The following is a 17,062-nucleotide window of genomic DNA, read 5'->3' on the forward strand; positions in this document are numbered from 1 at the left end:
AGTTGGGCTCAATCGCGCATGATTTTGAAGCCGCTGCTGACCGCGGTCGTCCCGCCGTCGACCGGGAGCACCACCCCGGTCACCCACTCCGCGTCGCTCGACGCGAGGAAAGCGACCGCCGCCGCGATGTCTTCCGGCTCGCCCACCCTCCCCAGCGGGTACAACTTCCGCATCGCGTCGAGCTGTTCGTCGCGGCCCGCCCAGGCCGCGGTGCGGACCGTGCCGGGTGCGATCAGATTGACGCGGACGCCGCGCGGTCCCGCGTGGCCGGCCAACGTGCGGGTCAGCGACGCGAGTCCCGCCTTCGCGGCGCTGTACGCGTGGTTGCCGAAGTCCTGGATGCCGTTGACGGAGCCGATGTTGACGATGGCGCCGCGTCCGGAGGCGACGAGGTGCGGGAGCGCGGCGCGGGCGCACCGGTAGGCGCCGGTGAGCGTGATGTCGAGGTCGGTGGCCCACTCCTCGTCGTCCTCGTCCTCGAAGAGCGGTGCGTCGGGGTGGCAGGCGCAGGCGTTGCTGACGAGGACGTCGAGCCGGCCGAAGGTCTCGACGGCGTACGCGACCGCGGCCTCCACGGCGGCCTTGTCGCCCACGTCGCAGGCGAACTCCCTTGCCGTACCGCCCTGTTCACGGACCGAGGCGGCGACCTTCCCGGCCGCCGCCTCGTCGATGTCGGTGACGAGGACGCTCGCGCCCTCCCCGGCCAGCCGGTGCGCGGTGGCGGCACCGATGCCGCTCCCGGCCGCGGTGATCAGTGCCACGTACCCCTCGAAGCGCTTCATACGCGGACGCTAACCCGCGTTCAGCGCCTCCCGCACGGACTTCACCAAGGCCTGGGCCCGCGGGTCCGCCGTGACTCCCTTCTGCATGCCGTTCGTGACGTATCCGAACGCGATGCCCGACTCCGGGTCGGCGAAGCCGAGGGCGCCGCCGCGGCCCGGGTGGCCGAAGGAGTTCGGGGAGAGGAGCGGCGAGGCCACGCCGTGCAGCATGTGGCCGAGGCCGAAGCGGGACGGTGAGATCAGGACGCGGTCGGGGCCCGATGAGGCTTCGGTGCGGGCGAGTTGGGCCGTCTCCGGGGTGAACAGGCGCGCCCCGCCCTCCACTTCGCCGATCAGCGACGCGTAGAAGCGGGCCAGGCCCTCCGCCGTGCCGATGCCGTTCGAGCCGGGGAGCTGGGCCGCGCGGTAGGCCGGGGCGTTCTCGTCCGCGGCCGGGGTGATCGTGCCGAAGGCGCGGCGGGTGAGCGAGTCCGGGTTGTCGTACGCCTCGACGATGGCCCGCTTGGGGCGGGAGCGCAGACCGCCGGTGGAGGCCGGGGGCTCGACCGGGCCGACGCGGCCGACGCGGTGGGCCTCGCCGTCCGGGAGGCCGATCCAGACGTCGGCGCCGACCGGGGCGGCGATCTGTTCCGCGACGTACTCGCCGATCGACCGGCCCGTGACCCGCCGCACCAGTTCCGCCGTGAGCCAGCTGTACGTCTGCGCGTGATAGCCGTGGTCCGTGCCGGGCCGCCAGACGGGGCCTGGTCCGCGACGGCCGCCGCGGCGAGGTCCTGGTCCGCGGCCTCGGCAGGGGTGAGCGGGCGGTCGAGGGCGGGGACGCCGGCGCGGTGGGCGAGGACGTGTCGGACCAGCGCGTCCTCCTTGCCGTGCGCCTTGAACTCGGGCCAGTACGAGCCGACGGGCGCGTCGAGGTCGAGTTCGCCGCGCTGGTGGAGCAGGAGGAGGGCCGCTGCGGCGATTCCCTTGGTGCCGGAGCGGAGGATCTGGGCCGTGCCCGGCTCCCAAGGCGCGTCCCCGTCGACGTCCCGCGTGCCCGCGTACAGGTCGATGATCCTGCGCCCGTCCCGGTACACGACGAGCGCGGCGCCGCGCTCTCCGCGAGCCGTGAAATTCTCACCGAAGGCGGTGCGCACACCTTCGAATCCGGGGGCGACCGTACCGTTCACTGCTGTGTCCACGGAGGGTGCAACAGGTCGCGGCAGCCGTTGATTTCCGCGGGCCGCTCACGTGGCCGAGGTCACGCCGTCCGCCCCGCCACCGACCTCGGATCGAAGCCGAAGGGGAGCTCCAGGCGGTGCGCCGCCATCAGGTCCTCGTCGACGAGCAGGTCACCGGTCGCCCCGTCCGCCGCGATCGCGCCGCCGCTGAGGATCACCGCGCGGGGGCAGAGCTCCATGGCGTACGGCAGGTCGTGCGTGACCATCAGGACCGTCACGTCCAACGAGCGCAGGATGTCGGCGAGTTCGCGGCGCGAGGCCGGGTCGAGGTTGGAGGACGGTTCGTCGAGGACCAGGATCTCGGGTTCCATCGCGAGGACCGTGGCCACCGCCACGCGGCGGCGCTGGCCGAAGGAGAGGTGGTGCGGGGGCCGGTCCGCGAACTCCTCCATGCCGACCAGCGCGAGCGCCTTGCGGACCCGCGCCTCCAGCTCCGGGCCCTTCATGCCAGCGGCTGCCGGGCCGAACGCGACGTCCTCGCGGACCGTCGGCATGAACAGCTGATCGTCCGGGTCCTGGAAGACGATGCCGACCTTGCGGCGGATCTCCGCCATGTTCTTCGCGGAGACCGGCAGCCCGGCCACCGTCACCGTGCCCGCGCCACCCGTCAGGATGCCGTTGAGGTGCAGGACGAGGGTCGTCTTGCCCGCGCCGTTCGGCCCGAGGAGCGCGACCCGCTCGCCCTTGCCGATGCGCAGGTCCACGCCGAAGAGGGCCTGGTGCCCGTCGGGGTAGGCGAAGGCGAGCCCGGAGACCTCCAGGGAAGCCAGCGCGGAGGAAGAAGCAGAAGTAGTCACAGCGTCCATCCCATCAGGCACACCACGAGCGCCGCACCCGGCAGGGTCAGCGCGTACGACCACTGGGTCCGGGTCGCCGCCAGGTCGTCGATCACCGGCATCGCCCCCGCGTAGCCACGGCTGACCATGGCGAGGTGCACCCGCTCCCCGCGCTCGTAGGAGCGGATGAACAGGGCGCCCGCCGACTTGGCGAGGACGCCCCAGTGCCGTACGCCCTTGGCCTCGAAGCCGCGCGACTCCCGGGCGATCTTCATGCGGCGCATCTCGTCGGTGATGACGTCGCCGTAGCGGATCATGAACGAGGCGATCTGGACCAGCAGCGGCGGCAGCTTGAGGCGTTGCAGGCCGAGGATCAGTTCGCGCAGTTCGGTGGTCGAGGCGAGCAGGACCGCGGCGGCGACGCCGAGCGTGCCCTTGGCGAGCACGTTCCACGCGCCCCACAGCCCGCTCTCGCTCAGCGACATCCCGAGGACCTGGACCCGCTCGCCCTCCGCCACGAACGGCATGAGGACGGCGAAGGCGACGAAGGGGACCTCGATGAGCAGCCGCTTCAGCAGGAAGCCCGCCGGGACCCGCGCTGTCGCCGCCACCGCCGCGAGCAGCACCGCGTACAGGCCGAAGGCCCAGATCGCCTCGCGCGGGGTGGAGACGACGACGAGGACGAAGCAGAAGACGGCCGCGAGCTTGGTGTGCGGAGGCAGCGCGTGCACGGGCGAGGCCCCGGCGCGGTAGAGCTGGTGGGCGTGACCGGCGCCCATGTCAGGACACCCGTTCCGAAGCGGCGGGGACCTCGGCCGAGGCCGCGTCGCCGGTGCGCCGCCTGCGCAGCGCCCAGAAGATCCCGGTCCCGGCGACGACGGTGACGCCGACGCCGATGATCCCGGCGAGGCCGCCGGAGAGTCGGCCGTTGGCGATGTCCTTCACGCCGTAGTCGGCGAGCGGCGAGTCGGAGGAGGCGTGCTGCTTCTCCGTACGGTCGATGCCCTTGTCGTGGGCGACCTTCTCCAGGCCGTCGGGGTTGGCCGACGCGTAGAAGGAGACGAAGCCGGCGAGGACGAGGGAGGCGGCCAGGCCGACGAGCCACACCTTGCGGTGCGAGCGGGCGGCCACGGGGGCGGTCACCGGCGTGGCCGCGTCCACCAGCTCCCCGTTCACCTTCAGCTTCAGCGGCTGGTGCAGGCCCCGGGCCCCGTACACGAGGTCGGGGCGCACGGCGACGACCGCGCCGACGGTGAGCGCGGTGATCACGGCCTCACCGATGCCGATGAGGATGTGCACGCCGACCATCGCGGTGGCGACCTTGCCGATGGAGACGTCGGTCGTCCCCCCGATGGCGTAGATCAGGGTGAAGACGACGGCGGCGGCAGGGACGGACAGCAGCGCCGCGACGAAGGACGCGACGGTGATCGAGCGGCGCTTCTTCGGCAGCAGCTTCACCAGGCCGCGGAAGACGAGGTAGGCGACGACGGTCGTGGTGATCGCCATGTCGGTGATGTTCACGCCGAGCGCGGTCAGGCCGCCGTCGGCGAAGAGCACGCCCTGCATGAGCAGCACCACGGACACGCAGAGGACCCCGGTATAGGGCCCCACGAGTATCGCGGCCAGCGCGCCACCCAGGAGGTGTCCGCTGGTGCCCGCGGCGACGGGGAAGTTGAGCATCTGCACGGCGAAGATGAACGCCGCGACAAGGCCCGCGAGTGGCGCCGCCCGCTCGGAGCCCAGCTCGCGGCGGGCACCGCGCAGGCTGACGGCGACGGCGCCCGCGGCGACGACGCCCGCGGCGGCCGACACGGGGGCGTTGATGAATCCGTCGGGGACATGCATGGGTGGGGGCTCCGCTCGGGTCCGGGGGCAGCGTCCGGTTTCGGCGTCCGGTGAACCGTTCGATGATAGTGCTTTGTTGCGAACGCCTTGCAATAGCGTCTCAGCACCGATTGCGTCCGGTCACCCCTGGTCTGTACACGCCTACATATGCGACATTTAAGGACATGACGGTTGTCGAGCAGTACGTAGAGCAGTACGCGCGGGCCCGGGTCGTCACCGATTCCCCCGAGGCCGGCCAGGCGGTCCCCGTCGTCCTGCGCCACGAGAGCGGCACGGTCCATGTCGCACTGCCCGGCTCCGGCGAGTGGGGAGCCTTCCCCCGCGAGCTTCTCGAAGGCGGTCTGCGCGCCCCGGTCACCGGCGGCGCCGTCCGGATCTGGCCGTGCGGCCGCGTGCAGACGGTCATCGAGTTCCACGCGCCGCACAAGCCGAGCGGGGTGACGGTCGTGCAGTTCGACACGAAAGCGCTGGTCCGCTTCCTGCGCCGCACCTACACGACCGTCACCCCGGCCAAGGCCCCTCAAGGCATCACCCGCTGAAGGGCGTCACCCGCTGAAGGGCATCACCCGCTGAAGGGCATCACCCGCTGAAGGGCGTCACCCGTTGAACGGCGTCACGCGCTGACGAGCTCCCGCTCGTCGTCCGGACGGTCGGCGTCGGCCGTCTTCAGCCCCTCGCCCTCCACGTCCACGTTCGGCAGCACCCGCGCCAGCCACTTCGGCAGCCACCAGGCCTTCTTGCCGAGCAGCGCGAGGACGGCGGGCACGAGCGTCATACGGACGATGAACGCGTCGAAGAAGACGGCGATGGCGAGACCGAAGCCGATCATCTTCACCATCTGCTCGGAGCTTCCGATGAAGCCCGCGAACACCGCGATCATGATGACCGCCGCGGCCGTGACCACCCGCGCCCCGTGCTTGAACCCGGTGACGACGGCCTGCGCGGGCCGCTCCCCGTGGACGTACGCCTCACGCATGCGCGTCACGAGGAACACCTCGTAGTCCATCGCGAGGCCGAAGACCACGCCCACCATGAAGATCGGCATCATCGACATGACCGGGCCGGTCTGCTCGACGCCGAACAGCGAGCCGAGCCAGCCCCACTGGAAGACGGCGACGACGGCGCCGAGCGCCGCGAGGACGGACAGCAGGAAGCCGAGCGCCGCCTTCAGCGGGACCAGGATCGAGCGGAAGACCACCATCAGGAGCAGGAACGCTAGGCCGACGACCAGCGCCAGGTAGGGGATCAGCGCGTCGTTGAGCTTCTGCGAGACGTCGATGTTCATCGCCGTCGAGCCGGTGACGCTCAGCTCGGCGCCGGTGTCCGCCTTGATGTCGGCGCCCGCGTCACGGATGTCGTGCACGACGTTCTCGGTGTCGACCGACGACGGCTTGTACTTGGAGACGACGCTGATCACGGCGGTGTCCCCGGCCTTGTTGAACGTCGCCGGGGTGACGGCCGCGACCCCGTCCGTGCCCTTGATCTCCCGGACGACCTCGGAGACGGCGGCCTTCGGGTCGGCCGCGCCCTTGGCGTCGACGACCGTCATGAGCGGGCCGTTGAAGCCGGGCCCGAAGCCCTCGGAGAGCAGGTCGTACGCCTTGCGCTGGGTGGTGCTGGTCGGCTGTGCGCCGTCGTCGGGCAGGCCGAGTTCGAGCGAGGCGACCGGGACGGCCATGGCGCCGAGGCCGACGATGCCCGCGATCAGGACGGTGACCGGGCGGCGAAGGACGAAGCCGGCCCAGCGGGTGCCCATGTTGACCTTGGGCTGCTTCTCCTCGGACAGGTCCTTACGGGCTTTGCGGCCGTGCACCCGCTTGCCGACGTAGCCGAGCAGCGCCGGGATCAGGGTGAGCGCGATGAGCACCGCGATGGCGACCGTGCCGGCGGCAGCGATGCCCATCTTGGTCAGCATCGGGATGTTGACGACGGCCAGGCCGACCAGCGCGATGACGACGGTGAGCCCGGCGAAGACGACGGCCGACCCTGCGGTACCGACGGCCCGCCCCGCGGCCTCCTCCCGGTCCCGGCCCTCCGCGAGTTCGCCCCGGTACCGGGACACGATGAACAGCGCGTAGTCGATGCCGACCGCGAGGCCGATCATCATCGCCAGGGTGGAGGTGGTGCTGCCCAGGTCGAGCACGTTGGCGAGCGCCGTGATGGCGGAGACGCCGATGCCGACACCGATCAGCGCGGTCAGCAGCGGAAGACCCGCCGCGATCAGCGAGCCGAACGTGATCACCAGGACGACGGCCGCGACCGCGATGCCGATGACCTCGGTGGCGCCCGTCTCCGGCATGGCCTGCAGCGCGTCACCGCCGACCTCGACGGTCAGACCGGTCTGCTTCGCCTCGTCGATGACGTCCTGCAACGCGTCCCGGTCGGCGTCGGTCAGCTCCATCGAGGAGACCTTGTACGTCGCCGAGGCGTAGGCGATCGTGCCGTCCTTGCTCAGCGTCTTCGCGACGAACGGGTCCGCGACGGACGCGACATGCTTCGAGCTGGACTTGATCTCGGCGACGGTGTCCTGGATGTCGGCCTTGTTGGCCGCGTCGGTGAGCTTCTCCCCCTTCGGCGCCTCGAAGACGACGCGGGCGGTGGCCCCGTCGGCCGCGGATCCGGGGAAGCGCTGGTCGAGCAGGTCGAAGGCCTTCTGTGCCTCGGTCCCCGGTATGGAGAAGGAACTGGAGGCGGCGGTCGGCGCGGAGGCGGCGCCCACGCCCGCGAGCGTGAGCAGGGCCACCCAGATCAGCGCGACGAAGTGCCGTCGGCGGAACGCGAGTTTGCCGAGTTTGTAGAGGAATGTGGCCACGGAGGCGTACTCCCGGTCAGGTCGTGGGTCCAGCAGGACAACGGGGCAGGTGTGATCGGCCCGACGACATGAGCGGTTGTGCGTCAGGTGGAACCGTGGGGAAGAGGTGGGTCAGGCGCTGAGGGCGGGGAGGACCACAGCGTCGATGTACGCGGAGAGGTAGGCCTGCGTCGGCGGCTCTTCGTCGATGAGCGTGCGGGTCGCGAACGCGCCGACCAGCATGTGGAGCGCGTAGCCGAGCGCCGGGTTGTCGGCCCGGATCTCGCCCCTGTCCACCGCTCTGCGCAGCATCCGGTCGAGGCCCGACATCTCGGGAGTGACGATCCACTCCTTGAAGGCCGCGAGCAGATCCGGATTGGCGTGCACGGCCACCATCAGGCCGCGCATCAGCGCGCTGTTCTGCTCCATGTGGCAGTCGTCCTCACGGACGGCCATCGCATGCAGATCACCGCGCAGCGAACCAGTGTCGACCACGTCGAAGTGCGGCTTCTGGCTCCGCAGCGCCTTCACGACCAGCTCGGCCTTACCGCCCCACTGGCGGTAGAGCGTGGCCTTGCTGGACCGCGTCCGGGTGGCCACGGCGTCCATGGTCAGGGCGTCGTAGCCGACCTCGCGGAGAAGTTCGAGCACGGCGCCGTACAGCTCGGCCTCGCGCTCGGGCGTGATCCGGCTGCGACGCGTCGTTGCCTCGGCGACCATGTCACCCACCCGACCTCTCCGTATGCGTACGCCATAAAAGTACCCTGCCCGCTAGCGAAACGAAACGGTTTCGTACGTGCGCTGCGCCACATCGTCCCGCGCACCCTTCCCGCACCCCCTCCCGTCCACCCTTCTCAGTGAGTCCCGGTTGCCGGAGCCCGCGTCGCGGAAAAGCATGAGGACGTGACTGAGGCGACTGAGGCAACCGAGGATGCGGACGGCCGGGCGTACCTGCGTTTCCCGCACATCAGCGGCGATCGGCTGTGTTTCGCCGCCGAGGACGACCTGTGGGTCGCGCCGCTCGACGGCTCGACACGGGCCTGGCGGGTCACCGTCGACCGCACCAAGGTCAGCCACCCGCGCTTCTCCCCCGACGGCCGGCACATCGCGTACACGACGTGGCGCAGCCTCGACCCGGAGATCCATGTGGCGCCCGTCGACGGCGGCTCCGCGCGCCGGCTCACGTACTGGGGCAGCGTCGACACCCAGGTGCGCGGCTGGACTCCCCCCGACAAGGACGGCCGGTGCGACATCCTCGCGGTCGCCTCGCACGGCGAACCCTTCTCGTACTTCACCTTCGCCTACAGCGTCCCGACCGACGGCTCCCCCGGCGGCAAGCTCCCCTGGGGCCCGGTCTCCGACATCCAGGTCGCCGACATCGACGGCGAGCGGCAGACCCTGCTCCTGACCGGTACGGCGCCGCACGAACCGGCCGCCTGGAAGCGCTACCGGGGTGGCGCCCAGGGCCGGTTGTGGGTGCACGGGCAGCGCATCCTCGCCGACCTCGACGGACATCTGGACGACCCGATGTTCGTGGACGGCCGCATCGCGTTCCTCTCCGACCACGAGGGCATCGGCAACGTCTACTCCTGCCGCCCCGACGGCACCGACCTGCACCGCCACACCGACCACGACTCCTTCTACGCCCGGCACGCCACCACCGACGGCACCCGCGTCGTCTACCAGTGCGCGGGCGACCTGTGGATCCTCGACGACCTCGACCCCGACTCGGTGCCGCGCAAGCTGCGGGTCAGGCTCGGTGGCCCCCGCGCCGGGCGCCGCAGCTACCAGGTCCCCGCCGCCCAGCACGTCGACTCGCTCTCCGTCGACGAGACGGGCCGGGCCAGCGCCGTCGTCGTCCGCGGCAGCTTGTACTGGCTCACGCACCGCGACGGCCCCGCCCGCACCATCGCCGACACCCCGGGCGTGCGCGTGCGCCTGCCCGAGATGCTGGGCTCCGGCGGCCAGGTCGCCTACGTCACCGACGCCGACGGCGAGGACGCCGTCGAGATCGCCTACCTGCCGCGGGCCAGCGGCGACCGGGCGCCGCGCCGGTTCGCCTCCGGCCGGCTGGGCCGCGTACAGGAGCTGGTCTCGGACCCGGACGGGGAGCGGCTCGCGATCGCCTCGAACGACGGGCGGCTGCTCCTCGTCGACGTGGGCGAGGACGAGGGCGGCGAGGCACCGCTGGAGGAACCGACCGTCACCGAGCTGATCCGCTCCACGAACGGCCCGGTCCGCGATCTCGCCTTCTCCCCCGACGGCGCCTGGCTGACCTGGTCGCACCCGGGCATCGGCCGCTCGCTGCGACAGATCAAGATGGCCCGGATCAACCGGGGCGGCGGCTCCACCGCGATCGGCGCGGTCCCCCCGGGCAAGGGCGAGTCGGCGACGATCGTCGACGTCACCAACGGCCGCTTCGAGGACGAGAACCCGGTGTTCACGCGGGACGGCCGCTATCTCGCCTTCCTCTCCTGGCGCGGCTTCGACCCCGTCTACGACGTGCACACCGGCGACCTGTCGTTCCCGCTGGGCTGCCGCCCCTACCTCGTACCGCTGTCGTCCGCGACGCCGTCCCCGTTCGCCCTCTCCCCCGACGGGCGGACCGCGGCGGGCGGCCTCGACCCGGTCGAGGACGCGGGCGGCGACGGCACGCCGACCGTGGAGATCGAGGGCCTCGCCAACCGTGTCGTGCCGTTCCCCGTCTCCGCGTCCAAGTACTCGTCGCTGCACGCGGTCGCCGGCGGCGGCCTGGTGTGGCTGCGCTGGCCGATCTCGGGCGCGCTCGGCGAGACCTTCGCCAACCCGGCCGACCCCTCGGCCCAGCCCACCCTCGAACACTTCGACCTGGTCAAGGGGAAGAAGTCCCAACTCGTCGCCCACATGGACTGGTTCGCGGTCAGCGGCGACGGCACCCGGCTCGTCGTCGTCGACGAGGGCGAACTGGAGGCCGTGCCCGCCACCGAGGCCGGCGACAACGACACCACCGTCTGGATCGACCTGCGCCGCATCCTGCACGAGGTCGACCCGGCGGCCGAGTGGCGGCAGGCGTACGACGAGGCGGGCCGGATCATCCGCGCCTACTTCTGGGAGCCGCACATGTGCGGCATCGACTGGGACGCGGTGCTCGACCAGTACCGGCCGCTGGTCGAACGGGTCGCGTCCCCCGACGAGTTCGCGGACCTCCTACGAGAAGTCCTCGGCGAACTCGGCACGTCCCACGCCTACGTGGCCGCCGCCCGCCGCAACGAGGGACCGCCGCACTACCAGCGGGCCCAGGGCCTGCTCGGCGCCAACTTCGTGTGTCGCGACGGCCGTTGGACGCTCCAGCGGATCCTGCCCGGCGACTCCTCCGACTCCAAGGCCCGCTCCCCGCTCGCCGGTACCGGCATCCGCGACGGCGCCGTCCTCACCCACGTCGACGGCCGCCCGGTCGACCCGGTCACGGGCCCGTACCCGCTGCTCGCGGGCGCGGGCGGCACGACCGTCGAGCTGACCTTCACGTGCGCGGAGGGTGGCGGCCGCCCGCGCCGCGTCGCCATCGTCCCGCTCGTCGACGAACGCCCGTTGCGCTACCAGGACTGGGTGGCCAAACGCCGCGCCGTCGTACGGGAGTTGAGCGGCGGCAAGTGCGGCTATCTGCACATCCCCGACATGGGCGGCTCCGGCTGGGCCCAGTTCAACCGCGACCTGCGCATGGAGGTCTCCCGGCCCGCGCTCATCGTCGACGTGCGCGGCAACGCGGGCGGCCACATCAGCGAGCTGGTCGTCGAGAAACTCACCCGGAAGATCATCGGCTGGGACCTGACCCGCAACGCGCAGGCGGTCTCGTACGCCTCGAACGCCCCGCGCGGTCCCGTCGTCGCGCTCGCCGACGAGGCGACCTCGTCGGACGGCGACATGATCGCCGCCGCGTTCAAGCTGCTCGCGCTCGGCCCGGTCGTCGGCCAGCGCACCTGGGGCGGCGTCGTCGGCATGACCGGGCGGCACAAGCTCGGCGACGGCACGGTGATCACGGTGCCGATGAACGCGGCCTGGTTCCCCCAGTACGGCTGGTCCATCGAGAACCGGGGCGTGGAACCGGACATCGAGGCCCTGCGCACCCCCCTCGACTGGGCGGAGGGCCGGCACGCGCAGCTCGACGACGCGGTGGAGCTGGCGCTCAACCTGTTGACGGAACAGGGCGCGACGACGCCGCCCGACTACTCGGACGTCCCCGACCGGAGGCGGCCGCGGCTGCCGCCACGCTGACGGGCTCCTCCGCAGGACCGACACCGGACCAGTGCCGGACCAATGTCCTGCGGAGGGCTCACCCCCTTCCCCTCCCCCCTGGCATGACAGATTCTGGGCGCGTACATGGCGATGACGCGGTCAACTACCTGTCTCCCAGGGGGGTTTCATGTCGCACGGCTCGTCGTACGGCTCGTTGCGCGGTTCGTCGTACGGTTCGCGAAGAGAGGTACTGCTCGGCGCCGTGGGGATCGGGGCGGGGCTGGCACTCGGCGGTACGGGGAGAGCCGCGGCCGCGACTCCCGGGCCGCCACCCGTCCTCATCACCGAGCAGGCGAGCAAACGGCTGCTGGTGATGGACTCGCGGGTGGGCGTGTGGGACCCGACGGTGGATCCCGATGTCGTGCGCTGGGCGTTCTCACCCCTGGGCGACCCCCGGTACCGGGACGTCGAGCCCGACATCAGCTGGGTGTACCCGAGCGAGGCGAAGGTGCGGCGCCATCGCGGGCGTACGTTCGTGCTGACCACGGCCTCGTTCGGGTTCGCGGGAGTGGTGGAGTGGCCGAGCGGGCGCCGCTACTGGGCCGGGGCGCTCGGCCCCGGGGACGATCTGATCAACCCGCACACCGCCGAGATCCTCCCCGACGGGAACGTCGCCGTCGCGTGCAGCACGGGCGCGCGGGTGCGCCTGTACGCGGCGTCCCTCGGGCCGCACTCCACGCGGTACACGGAGGCCGGGCTGAAGGGGGCGCACGGGCTGCACTGGGACCGGGCGCGCGAGGTGCTGTGGGCCATGGGCGACGACGAGCTGGTGGCCTATGGGGTGGAGGGGACGCGGGTGCGGCCCTCGCTGGTGCGGCGGTTCGGCGTGCCCCTGCCGGTCGCGACTCCCGGGAAGTCCGCCGGCGGGCACGACCTGTTCCCCGTGGCCGGGGTCCCGGGGCGGATGTGGGTGACGACGTCCGCGGCGGTGTTCCAGTACGACATCGCGAGCCGCAGCTTCGTACAGGACTTCGCGGGAGCGTCGGAGATCGTCCGGAAGTCCGTGAAGTGCGTGGGGGACGATCCGCGCACCGGGCGGGTGGTCACGACCGTGCCGGAGCGCGGACTCGGGGAGACCTGGTGGACGACGACCGTGAGCCTGCACCGGCCCGCCGGGTCCTTCAAGTACGTCAACGGCGGTATCTACAAGGCCCGTTGGTGGCTACCCAGGTGAGTTGCTGGCTACCCAGGTGACCCGTCGGACGATTCCAGCCTGCGGTCGATCGCGAGCGACAACTCCGCCTCCACCACGCCCTTCGCCAGCGGACGCAGGCGGTCGATGTCCTTGTCGGAGGCGTGCTCGGCGACGAGGTCGGTGAAGAGGCCGGCCAGGGCGTCGGCGTGTTCGCGCACGCGCTTGGCCGCCGCCAGGACGTCGGCCAGCGGGATGCCCTCGCGGACCAGGGCCGCCGAGATGTCGAGCAGCCGGCGGCTGATGTGCACGATCTCCTCGCCGTCGATGCCCAAGTAGCCGAGATCCAGGGCGGCCTGAAGGTTCTCGGGCGTGACGTCGTCCGCGAAGTGGTCGGCGAGCTCGGCGGCCGAGAGGCGGACGGGGACCTCCTCCGTGGGCTGCACGCCGAGGAGTTCGCCGACGTCGCGACCGCGGTCGAAGGCCTCGGAGAGCTCGCTGATCCCGTTGAGGGTGTGGCCGCGGTCCAGCAGCGAGGCGATCGTGCGCAGCCGGTCCAGGTGGGTCTCGTCGTACCAGGCGATGCGGCCCTCGCGGCGGGGTGGCTTGATGAGCCCGCGTTCACGGTAGAAGCGCACGGTGCGGACCGTGATGCCGGCCGCCTTCGCCAGCTCCTCCATGCGGTACTCGCGCTGCTTTCCGGGTCCCGTCTCATCTTGTGCCACGTCGGAAACCTTATGCCGTACTGCCGGTAACTTTCCTTGGCCCGACCCCTACCCATGAGTACGCGGAGCCTCTACTCTCCGAATTACGCCAGTGTTCACTGGCAGAGTCGCTGCGGCAAAGGAGGCGCCGGGATGCCCGAGCAGGAGCACGAGCACGAGCACGTACGGGTGGCGGTGATCGGATCCGGCTTCGGCGGCCTCGGCGCGGCGGTCAGGCTGCGGCGCGAGGGGATCACCGACTTCGTGGTCCTGGAGCGGGCCGACGCGGTCGGCGGGACCTGGCGCGACAACAGCTACCCGGGATGCGCCTGCGACGTCCCGTCCCACCTGTACTCCTTCTCGTTCGCGCCCAACCCGGACTGGCCGCGGACGTTCTCCGGGCAGGAGCACATCCGCGAGTACCTGGAGCACGTCGCCGACACCTTCCGCCTTCGGCCGCACATCCGCCTCAACTCCGAGGTGAACCAGCTGCGTTGGGACAACGACAAGCTGTGGTGGGAGATCGACACGGCGAAGGGGACACTCACCGCCGACGTCGTCGTGTCCGCCACCGGACCGCTGTCCGACCCGAAGACGCCGGACATCGCCGGGCTCGACACCTTCCCCGGCAAGGTCTTCCACTCCGCACAGTGGGACCACGAGTACGACCTGCGGGGCAAGCGCGTCGCCATGATCGGCACGGGCGCGTCGGCCATCCAGATCGTGCCGGCCATCCAGAAGGAGGTCGGGCGCCTCACCCTCTTCCAGCGCACGCCGCCGTGGGTGATGCCGCGCGCCGACCGGGCCATCTCGCCCGCCGAACGCTGGCTGCACCGGCAGCTGCCCTTCACCACCCAGGCGCGCCGCGGACTCCTGTGGGGCATCCGGGAGCTGCAGGTCCAGGCGTTCACCAAGCACCCGAACGAACTGGGCATGGTCGAGCGGCTCGCCAAACGGAACATGCACCGGGCGATCAAGGACCCGGAGCTGCGCGCCAAGCTCACCCCGGACTACCGCATCGGCTGCAAGCGGATCCTGCTCTCCAACACGTACTACCCGGCGCTCGCCCGGCCCAACGTCGACGTCGTCGCCTCCGGACTGAGCGAGATCCGCGGGAACACCCTCGTCGCGGCGGACGGCAGCGAGGCCGAGGTCGACGCGATCGTCTTCGGCACCGGCTTCCACGTCACCGACATGCCGATCGCGGACCGGGTCATCGGCGCCGACGGCGACACGCTCATGCAGTCGTGGAAGAACGGCATGAAGGCGCTGCGAGGCGCCACGGCCGCCGGATTCCCGAACTTCATGACCGTCATCGGCCCGAACACCGGCCTCGGGAACTCCTCGATGATCCTCATGATCGAGGCCCAGCTGAACTACCTGGCCGACTACATGCGCCAGCTGCACGTCCTCGGCGGCCGCGTCGCCCTCAACCCGCGCGAGACCGCCGTCAACGGCTGGAACAACCGCGTGCAGGACCGCATGAAGCGCACCGTGTGGAACACCGGCGGCTGCAACAGCTGGTACCTCGACGAGAACGGGGTCAACACGACGGTGTGGCCGGGCACGACCACCGAATTCCGGCACGCCACCCGGCATGTCGACGTAGGCGAGTACGAGGTGGTGCGCGCGCCCGCGGAGCCGGCCGCGCCCACGCGTACCAAGAAGAAGGCCGAGGTGAACGCCGCATGAGCCGTCTGATGCGCCATGTGACGACGGGACCGTACGCACCGCCCGTCGCCGCCCGCGAGCTGACCGTCACCTCCGCGGACGGGGCACGGCTCCACGTCGAGGTGCACGGCCCCGAGGGGGCACCGGCCGTGCTGCTCTCGCACGGCTGGACCTGCTCCACGGCGTTCTGGGCCGCGCAGACGCGGGCCCTCGCCACCGACCACCGGGTGATCGTGTACGACCAGCGGGGGCACGGCCGCAGCCCGGCCGCCACCCAACTCCCGTACACCACCGACATGTTGGCGGACGACCTGGAGGCCGTGCTCGGCGCGACGCTGGAGCCGGGAGAGCAGGCGGTGCTCGTCGGACACTCCATGGGCGGCATGACGATGATGGCCGCCGCCGGACGCCCCAAGTTCCAGGAGCACGCGGCCGCCGTCCTGCTGTGCAGCACCGGAAGCTCGCAGCTCGTGGCCGAGGCGACCGTGGTGCCGCTGATGAAGGCGGGCACCCTGCGGACCCGGTTCACCCGCGCGATCCTCGGCTCGAAGGCGCCGCTCGGACCCGTCACACCGATCGGCAAGCGGGTCCTCAAGTACGCGACGATGGGCCCGGGTTCGGCCGCCGACAAGGTCGAGGCCTGCGCCCGGATCGTGCACGCCTGCCCGCGCGACGTGCGCTACGGCTGGTCGCACGTACTCGAACACCTCCAACTGGATGCCGGTGTCGAGGGGTTGACCATGCCGGTCGCCGTCATCGCCGGCACCGCCGACCGCCTCACCCCGGTCGCGCACGCCCGCCGGATCGCCGCCGCGCTGCCCAACTCCGCGGGCCTGACCGAACTGGCGGGCCTCGGCCACATGACCCCCGTCGAGGCCCCCGAGGCCGTCACGACGAAGATCCGCGAACTCTCGCAGAAACACGCCCAGCCGAGGTCAGAGCCGCAGTCACAGTCACAGTCGCAGTCGCAGAAGGGGGCGGATGCCGCATGAGCAAGGTCAGTCTCGAAGGTCAGGTCGCGGTCGTCACGGGAGCCGCGCGCGGCGTGGGCGAACTGCTCGCACGCAAGCTGTCGGCACGCGGCGCGAAGATCGCGCTCGTCGGACTCGAACCGGACGAGCTCAAGCAGGTGGCCGGCCGGCTGCACTCCGACGCCGACTGGTGGCACGCGGACGTCACGGACCACGTGGCGATGGCGCAGGTCGCCCAGGAGGTCAAGGACCGCTTCGGGAAGATCGACATCGTCGTCGCCAACGCCGGCGTCGCGACCGGCGGCCCCTTCGCCGAGTCCGACCCGGTGGCCTGGCGCCGCGTCATCGAGGTCAACCTCATCGGCTCCGCCGTGACGGCCCGCGCCTTCCTCCCCGTACTGACGGAGTCCCGCGGCTACCTGCTCCAGATCGCCTCCCTCGCCGCGATCACGCCCGCCCCGATGATGACCGCCTACTGCGCGTCGAAGTCGGGCGTGGAGGCGTACGCCCACAGCCTGCGCGCCGAGGTCGGCCACAAGGGCGTACGCGTCGGCGTCGGCTACCTGTCGTGGACGGACACCGACATGGTGCGCGGCGCCGACCAGGACGACGTGATGCGCGAGCTGCGCCAGCAGCTGCCGTGGCCGTCGAACAAGACGTACCCGCTGGGCCCGGCGGTCGACCGCCTCGTGGCCGGCATCGAACGCCGCTCGCCCCACGTGTACGCGCAGTGGTGGCTCCGCGGCATGCAGGGCATACGCGGCTACCTGCCCGCGGCGATCGGAGTCATCGGCCAGCAGCGGATGCGCCGCTTCGAGGGCCGCCTCGACACCGTCTCCAAGGGCCTCGTGGGCGCGGGCGGCGCCGCCGACGAAGCCGCACGAGGCCACTGACCTGC

The 17,062-nt window shown here is 71.4% G+C and carries 13 protein-coding genes and 1 pseudogene; 6 read left to right on the plus strand and 8 right to left on the minus strand.

All coding sequences use genetic code 11. The features are described from left to right. Positions 1–8: 8 nt before the first annotated feature. The 5 genes and pseudogenes from ACYSUO_RS34890 to ACYSUO_RS34910 all read right to left on the minus strand — a co-directional run bounded on the left by ACYSUO_RS34890 (position 9) and on the right by ACYSUO_RS34910 (position 4,623). On the minus strand, positions 9–782 hold the full coding sequence (locus ACYSUO_RS34890) for an SDR family NAD(P)-dependent oxidoreductase (protein ID WP_461780222.1): 774 nt from the start codon (positions 780–782) through the stop codon (positions 9–11). Between the two features lie 9 nt (positions 783–791). Beyond that, positions 792–1,963 (minus strand): annotated as a pseudogene (locus ACYSUO_RS34895) (serine hydrolase domain-containing protein). A 59-nt stretch (positions 1,964–2,022) separates the two neighbouring features. Further along, positions 2,023–2,808 (minus strand): energy-coupling factor ABC transporter ATP-binding protein, encoded by a 786-nt coding sequence (locus tag ACYSUO_RS34900; RefSeq protein WP_461780223.1) that lies wholly within the window; start codon positions 2,806–2,808, stop codon positions 2,023–2,025. Continuing rightward, the gene (cbiQ, locus tag ACYSUO_RS34905; protein WP_461780224.1) at positions 2,796–3,557 is read right to left on the minus strand and encodes a cobalt ECF transporter T component CbiQ; all 762 of its coding nucleotides are present in this window, start codon (positions 3,555–3,557) and stop codon (positions 2,796–2,798) included. The genes ACYSUO_RS34900 and cbiQ overlap by 13 nt, the downstream gene beginning before the upstream one ends. Before the next feature lies 1 nt (position 3,558). Beyond that, the gene (locus ACYSUO_RS34910; protein ID WP_461780225.1) at positions 3,559–4,623 is read right to left on the minus strand and encodes an energy-coupling factor ABC transporter permease; all 1,065 of its coding nucleotides are present in this window, start codon (positions 4,621–4,623) and stop codon (positions 3,559–3,561) included. Between the two features lie 164 nt (positions 4,624–4,787). Between ACYSUO_RS34910 and ACYSUO_RS34915 the strand changes: the two genes are divergently transcribed. Continuing rightward, positions 4,788–5,162, plus strand: a complete 375-nt coding sequence (locus ACYSUO_RS34915) for an SsgA family sporulation/cell division regulator (RefSeq protein ID WP_461780226.1) — start codon at positions 4,788–4,790, stop codon at positions 5,160–5,162. Positions 5,163–5,236: 74 nt separating this feature from the next. Here the strand turns inward: ACYSUO_RS34915 and ACYSUO_RS34920 are convergent, their stop codons facing one another. After that, positions 5,237–7,435 carry an MMPL family transporter gene (locus ACYSUO_RS34920; protein ID WP_461780227.1) on the minus strand — a complete coding sequence of 733 codons (2,199 nt, stop codon included), beginning with the start codon at positions 7,433–7,435 and terminating at the stop codon, positions 5,237–5,239. A gap of 111 nt (positions 7,436–7,546) precedes the next feature. Then, a complete protein-coding gene (locus ACYSUO_RS34925) occupies positions 7,547–8,134 on the minus strand; it encodes a TetR/AcrR family transcriptional regulator (RefSeq protein WP_461780228.1) in 588 nt (195 codons plus the stop codon). 183 nt (positions 8,135–8,317) lie between these two features. On the opposite strand from ACYSUO_RS34925, the gene ACYSUO_RS34930 reads away from it, so the two are divergent. Continuing rightward, positions 8,318–11,665: a S41 family peptidase gene (locus ACYSUO_RS34930; RefSeq protein WP_461780229.1), complete on the plus strand. Its 3,348-nt coding sequence runs from the start codon at positions 8,318–8,320 to the stop codon at positions 11,663–11,665. A 148-nt stretch (positions 11,666–11,813) separates the two neighbouring features. Further along, complete coding sequence (locus ACYSUO_RS34935; RefSeq protein WP_461780230.1) at positions 11,814–12,860, plus strand: DUF6528 family protein; 1,047 nt, start codon at positions 11,814–11,816, stop codon at positions 12,858–12,860. A gap of 8 nt (positions 12,861–12,868) precedes the next feature. Here the strand turns inward: ACYSUO_RS34935 and ACYSUO_RS34940 are convergent, their stop codons facing one another. Next, positions 12,869–13,498: a MerR family transcriptional regulator gene (locus ACYSUO_RS34940; RefSeq protein ID WP_461780268.1), complete on the minus strand. Its 630-nt coding sequence runs from the start codon at positions 13,496–13,498 to the stop codon at positions 12,869–12,871. 177 nt (positions 13,499–13,675) lie between these two features. Here ACYSUO_RS34940 and ACYSUO_RS34945 point away from each other — a divergent pair, with 177 nt between their 5' ends. The 3 genes from ACYSUO_RS34945 to ACYSUO_RS34955 are packed head-to-tail and all read left to right on the plus strand — an operon-like array spanning position 13,676 to position 17,057. Beyond that, positions 13,676–15,214 (plus strand): flavin-containing monooxygenase, encoded by a 1,539-nt coding sequence (locus tag ACYSUO_RS34945; RefSeq protein WP_461780231.1) that lies wholly within the window; start codon positions 13,676–13,678, stop codon positions 15,212–15,214. Continuing rightward, positions 15,211–16,185, plus strand: coding sequence for an alpha/beta fold hydrolase (locus ACYSUO_RS34950; protein ID WP_461780232.1), 975 nt, complete (start codon positions 15,211–15,213; stop codon positions 16,183–16,185). Before ACYSUO_RS34945 ends, ACYSUO_RS34950 begins: the two co-directional genes overlap by 4 nt. Next, positions 16,182–17,057, plus strand: coding sequence for an SDR family oxidoreductase (locus ACYSUO_RS34955; protein WP_461780233.1), 876 nt, complete (start codon positions 16,182–16,184; stop codon positions 17,055–17,057). The genes ACYSUO_RS34950 and ACYSUO_RS34955 overlap by 4 nt, the downstream gene beginning before the upstream one ends. The last annotated feature ends 5 nt before the right edge of the window (positions 17,058–17,062 follow it).

The sequence above is a fragment of the Streptomyces sp. UC4497 genome, assembly GCF_054871485.1.

Excerpts from the sequence above, each read along its gene's own strand:
- ACYSUO_RS34890 (WP_461780222.1), bottom strand. The coding sequence starts at position 782 with ATGAAGCGCTTCGAGGGGTACGTGGCACTGATCACCGCGGCCGGGAGC.
- ACYSUO_RS34900 (WP_461780223.1), bottom strand. The coding sequence starts at position 2,808 with ATGGACGCTGTGACTACTTCTGCTTCTTCCTCCGCGCTGGCTTCCCTG.
- cbiQ (WP_461780224.1), bottom strand. The coding sequence starts at position 3,557 with ATGGGCGCCGGTCACGCCCACCAGCTCTACCGCGCCGGGGCCTCGCCC.
- ACYSUO_RS34910 (WP_461780225.1), bottom strand. The coding sequence starts at position 4,623 with ATGCATGTCCCCGACGGATTCATCAACGCCCCCGTGTCGGCCGCCGCG.
- ACYSUO_RS34915 (WP_461780226.1), top strand. The coding sequence starts at position 4,788 with ATGACGGTTGTCGAGCAGTACGTAGAGCAGTACGCGCGGGCCCGGGTC.
- ACYSUO_RS34925 (WP_461780228.1), bottom strand. The coding sequence starts at position 8,134 with ATGGTCGCCGAGGCAACGACGCGTCGCAGCCGGATCACGCCCGAGCGC.
- ACYSUO_RS34935 (WP_461780230.1), top strand. The coding sequence starts at position 11,814 with ATGTCGCACGGCTCGTCGTACGGCTCGTTGCGCGGTTCGTCGTACGGT.
- ACYSUO_RS34940 (WP_461780268.1), bottom strand. The coding sequence starts at position 13,498 with ATGGAGGAGCTGGCGAAGGCGGCCGGCATCACGGTCCGCACCGTGCGC.
- ACYSUO_RS34945 (WP_461780231.1), top strand. The coding sequence starts at position 13,676 with ATGCCCGAGCAGGAGCACGAGCACGAGCACGTACGGGTGGCGGTGATC.
- ACYSUO_RS34950 (WP_461780232.1), top strand. The coding sequence starts at position 15,211 with ATGAGCCGTCTGATGCGCCATGTGACGACGGGACCGTACGCACCGCCC.
- ACYSUO_RS34955 (WP_461780233.1), top strand. The coding sequence starts at position 16,182 with ATGAGCAAGGTCAGTCTCGAAGGTCAGGTCGCGGTCGTCACGGGAGCC.